Raw genomic sequence first — 3,977 nt, 5'->3', positions numbered from 1 at the left:
GTGGCGGTCATGGCGGGCGGTGCGCGACGGGGAAAGCCCCATAATCTAGCAACGCCGCCGCGCGCCACAAAGCGAATAAAACGCGAAGCGCTTCTTCGCCGGAAGGAAACATCGCGCCGGGGAAGCCGGCGCGACTCCGATCAGGGTTGGCCGCCGGAGCGGGCAGGCGGTCTCAGGCCGGCAGGGCCAGCAGCTCGCCCATGCGGACCGGGCCGCGCACCGAGGGCGTGTCGGACCAGCGGATCTTGTCCGGGCCGAACAGCACGATGGCGGTGGACCCGAGCTTGAAGCGGCCCATCTCGGCGCCCTTGTCCAGGTGGATGGGCGCGCGCGCGTCGGCGTCGTAGCGCGTGGCCTTGACGCCGCGCTTGTGCGGCGTGACCAGGCCGGCCCAGACGGTTTCGATGGAGGCGACGATCATGGCGCCGACCAGCACCAGCGCCATGGGGCCGTGCTCGGTGTCGAAGATGCAGGCCACGCGCTCGTTGCGCGCGAACAGGCGCGGCACGTTGCGGGCCGTCAGCGGATTGACCGAGAACAGCCGGCCTGGCACGTGGACCATTTCGCGCAGCGTGCCGGCCACCGGCATGTGGACCCGGTGATAGTCGCGCGGCGACAGGTAGATGGTGGCGAACTCGCCGCCCTGGAACGGCGCGGCGCGCTCGGCGTCGCCGCCCAGCAGGTCGGCCAGTCCGTAGCTGTGGCCCTTGGCCTGGAAGATGCGGCCATGCTCGATGGCGCCCATCTGGCTGATCGCGCCGTCGGCCGGACACAGCACCGAGCCGGGTTCGTCGTCCAGCGGCCGCGCGCCGTCCTTCAGCGCGCGCGTGAAGAAATCGTTGAAGCAGTCGTAGGCCAGCGCGTCTTCCTGCTCGGCCTCGCTCATGTCGACGCCGTAGCGCTGCACGAAGCGCGAGATCATCCAGTTCTTGACCGCGGGTTCCCGGCAGTCGGACGCGTATCCGAACAGGCGCGACACCAGATGGTGGGGCGCGAGGTACTGGCTGGCGAGAAATAGCTGGTCTTTGATGGGCATCTGCGGGGGAAATAGCAGCGTCCCGCAAGGAGCGGGACGCGATGGAAGGGGCGCGCGGGCGGGGGCGCGCAATGGGCGCGATTGTAACCTGATCGGCCCGCGTGGCGTATGTCGTCAGACCCCGAGCCAGACTCGAATCAAACTCGAATCAGACCCGCGCGAGATCCGCGCCAGGCCGGGCGGCGTGTGGCTTCAGGCCGCCTTGGCGGACAGCTTGGTCTGGTACAGCCAGGCCTTGTAGTCGTCCAGGTCGCCGTCGAAAGGACGCACCTGGCCGTCGGCCACGATGATGAACTGGTCGGTGCTGGCGCGCAGCAGGTGGCGGTCGTGCGAGACCAGCACCAGCGTGCCCTCGAACTGCGCCAGCGCGCTGGTCAGCGCTTCGCGCGTTTCCAGGTCCAGGTGGTTGGTGGGTTCGTCCAGCAGCAGCAGGTTGGGGCGCTGCCAGACGATCAGCGCCAGCGCCAGCCGCGCCTTCTCGCCGCCGGAGAACGGCGTGATCGGGCTGGTGGCCATGGCGCCGTTGAAATTGAAACTGCCCAGGAAGTTGCGCAGCTCCTGCTCGCGCACATTGGGCGCGAGCTTGGTCATGTGCCACAGCGGCGATTCATCGTGGCGCAGCATCTCGACCTGGTGCTGGGCGAAGTAGCCGATGGACAGGCCCTTGTTGAACTGGGTGTCGCCCGCCAGCGATTGCAGCTCGCCGGCGATGGTCTTGATGAAGGTCGACTTGCCGGCGCCGTTGATGCCCAACAGGCCGATGCGCTGTCCGGCCTGCAGCGAGAAATTGATGCCGGACACGATGATCTTCTCGGACACGGTCTGCGTGTCTTCATCGATGTTGCGGTAGCCGGCCGACACCGCGTCCATGGTCAGCAGCGGGTTGGGCGCGCGCAGCGGCTCGCGGAACTCGAAGGAGAACTCGGCGGCGGCGCGCAGCGGCGCCACTTCCTCCATCCGCGCCAGCGCCTTGATGCGGCTCTGCGCCTGGCGCGCCTTGCTGGCCTGGGCCTTGAAGCGGTCGATGAAGGACTGCAGGTGCGCGCGCTGGCGCATCTGCTTTTCCATCATGCCCTGGGCCAGCACCAGCTGCGCGGCGCGCTGGCGCTCGAACGACGAGTAATTGCCGGAATAGCGCCGCAGCTTGCGCTCGTCGATGTGCACCACGACGTTGACCACTTCGTCCAGGAAGTCGCGGTCGTGCGAGATGATGAGCAGCGTGCCCGGATAGCGCTTGAGCCAGTCCTCCAGCCAGATGATGGCGTCCAGGTCCAGGTGGTTGGTGGGCTCGTCCAGCAGCAGCAGGTCGGACGGGCACATCAGCGCCTGCGCCAGGTTCAGGCGCATGCGCCAGCCGCCCGAGAAGCTGGTCAGCGGCAGCCGCATCTGTTCCTGCGTGAAGCCCAGGCCGGTCAGCAGCTGCTCGGCGCGCGAGTGCGCGGTGTAGGCGTCGGCATCGGCCAGCGCGGCGTAGATCTCGGCCATGCGCAGGCCGTTCTCGGCGCTTTCCGGCTCGGCTTCCAGCGCGGCCAGCTCGGCCTCCAGCTGGCGCAGCGTGGCGTCGCCGTCGATGGCGTATTCGATGGCCGGGCGGTCCAGCGCCGGCGTTTCCTGGGCTACGTGCGCCATGCGCCAGGTGGCCGGGTAGTCCAGGTCGCCCTGGTCGGCGTGCAGCACGCCGCGCAGCAGCGCGAACAGGCTGGACTTGCCGGCGCCGTTGGCGCCGATGAGGCCGATCTTGTCGCCGGGGTTGAGCAGCAGGTCGGCTTTGTCGAGCAGCGGCTTGACGCCGCGCGCGAGGGAAACTTGTTGGAAGCGGATCATGGTCGAAGCGGAAACGGGGGCGGGCCGGCGCGGTACCGCCGCGCGCGACACGGCGCGCGTGGCGGGATGAAGGGCGTGGGGTTCCGGCCTGGAGTTCAAGCGGCCCGCGCGCGGAACGGCACGGCGCAGGGCCTGGCGCCGCGCCGCGAAGCGCGGCGTCGTGCGCGTGAGGAACCGTATTGTACCGGGCCGGCGTGGCAATGCCGTTGCAGGGCTGGCGCGGCGGTATGGATGAGGGCGAGCGCGCGGCGCGCGCTCAGGCGGCGGCGATGGCAGCGGCCAGCGCCAGCACGCGTTCGGCTTCGCGCGCGTGCAGGTTTTCCACCAGCGAACCGTCGACCACCGCGACGCCCTGGCCGCTGGCCTGGGCATCGCGCCAGGCCTGCAGCCGCTTGCGCGCGACGGCGATCTCTCCGGGGCTGGGCGCATAGGCCGCGTTGGCGGCGGCGATCTGGCGCGGATGAATCAGCGTCTTGCCGTCGAAGCCTTGGTTGCGGCCTTGCTCGCAGGCCAGCGCCAGGCCCGCGTCATCGTCCAGGTCCAGGTGCACGCCATCCAAGGCCGCCAGTCCGTGGGCGCGGGCGGCCATGACGGCCAGCGAACGCGCCAGCAGCGTTTCCTCGCGGCCAGGCGTGTGGCGCGCATGCAGATCCTTGACCAGGTCCGACGTGCCCACGACCAGGGCCGCCAGCCGGGGATGGCCGGCGATGGCGTCCAGACGCAGAAAGCCCAACGGCGTTTCGCACATGGCCCACAAGGGAAGGTCGGCGGGCGCGCCGGCCGCGTCCAATGCCCGCGCCAGCGCGTCCAGCTGGGCCGGGCTTTCGACCTTGGGCAGCAGCACGGCGTCGGCGCCGGCGGCGGCGAGGGCGCGCGCGTCGTCCAGTCCCCACGGCGTGTCCAGCGCGTTGATGCGCGCCACGCATTCGCGTCGGCCGTAGCCGCCGGCCTGCAAGGCGGCCGCCACCTGCGCGCGCGCCTGTGGCTTGGCGTCGGGCGCGACCGCGTCCTCCAGGTCCAGGATCAGCACGTCGGCATCCAGGCCTCGGGCCTTGTCGAGCGCGCGGGCGTTGGCGCCGGGCATGTAGAGCGCGGAGCGGCGGGGGCGGGGCGTGGC

General features: G+C 70.3%; 3 protein-coding genes. All 3 read right to left on the bottom strand.

Translation table 11 applies throughout. The annotated features are described in order from the left end of the window. Positions 1-172: 172 nt before the first annotated feature. A complete protein-coding gene (gene asd / locus AC6LJ5_RS30035; RefSeq protein WP_498142423.1) occupies positions 173-1,036 on the bottom strand; it encodes an archaetidylserine decarboxylase in 864 nt (287 codons plus the stop codon). Between the two features lie 192 nt (positions 1,037-1,228). Then, the gene (locus tag AC6LJ5_RS30030) at positions 1,229-2,860 is read right to left on the bottom strand and encodes an ATP-binding cassette domain-containing protein (protein WP_103274203.1); all 1,632 of its coding nucleotides are present in this window, start codon (positions 2,858-2,860) and stop codon (positions 1,229-1,231) included. A 256-nt stretch (positions 2,861-3,116) separates the two neighbouring features. Next, positions 3,117-3,977: HpcH/HpaI aldolase/citrate lyase family protein (locus AC6LJ5_RS30025; RefSeq protein ID WP_498142422.1), on the bottom strand; the 861-nt coding region annotated here is incomplete at its 5' end.

Source organism: Achromobacter sp. 1011791174, from assembly GCF_059760925.1.
Note: the sequence above shows the minus strand (reverse complement) of the source record. Positions and strands in the feature narration are given on the sequence as shown.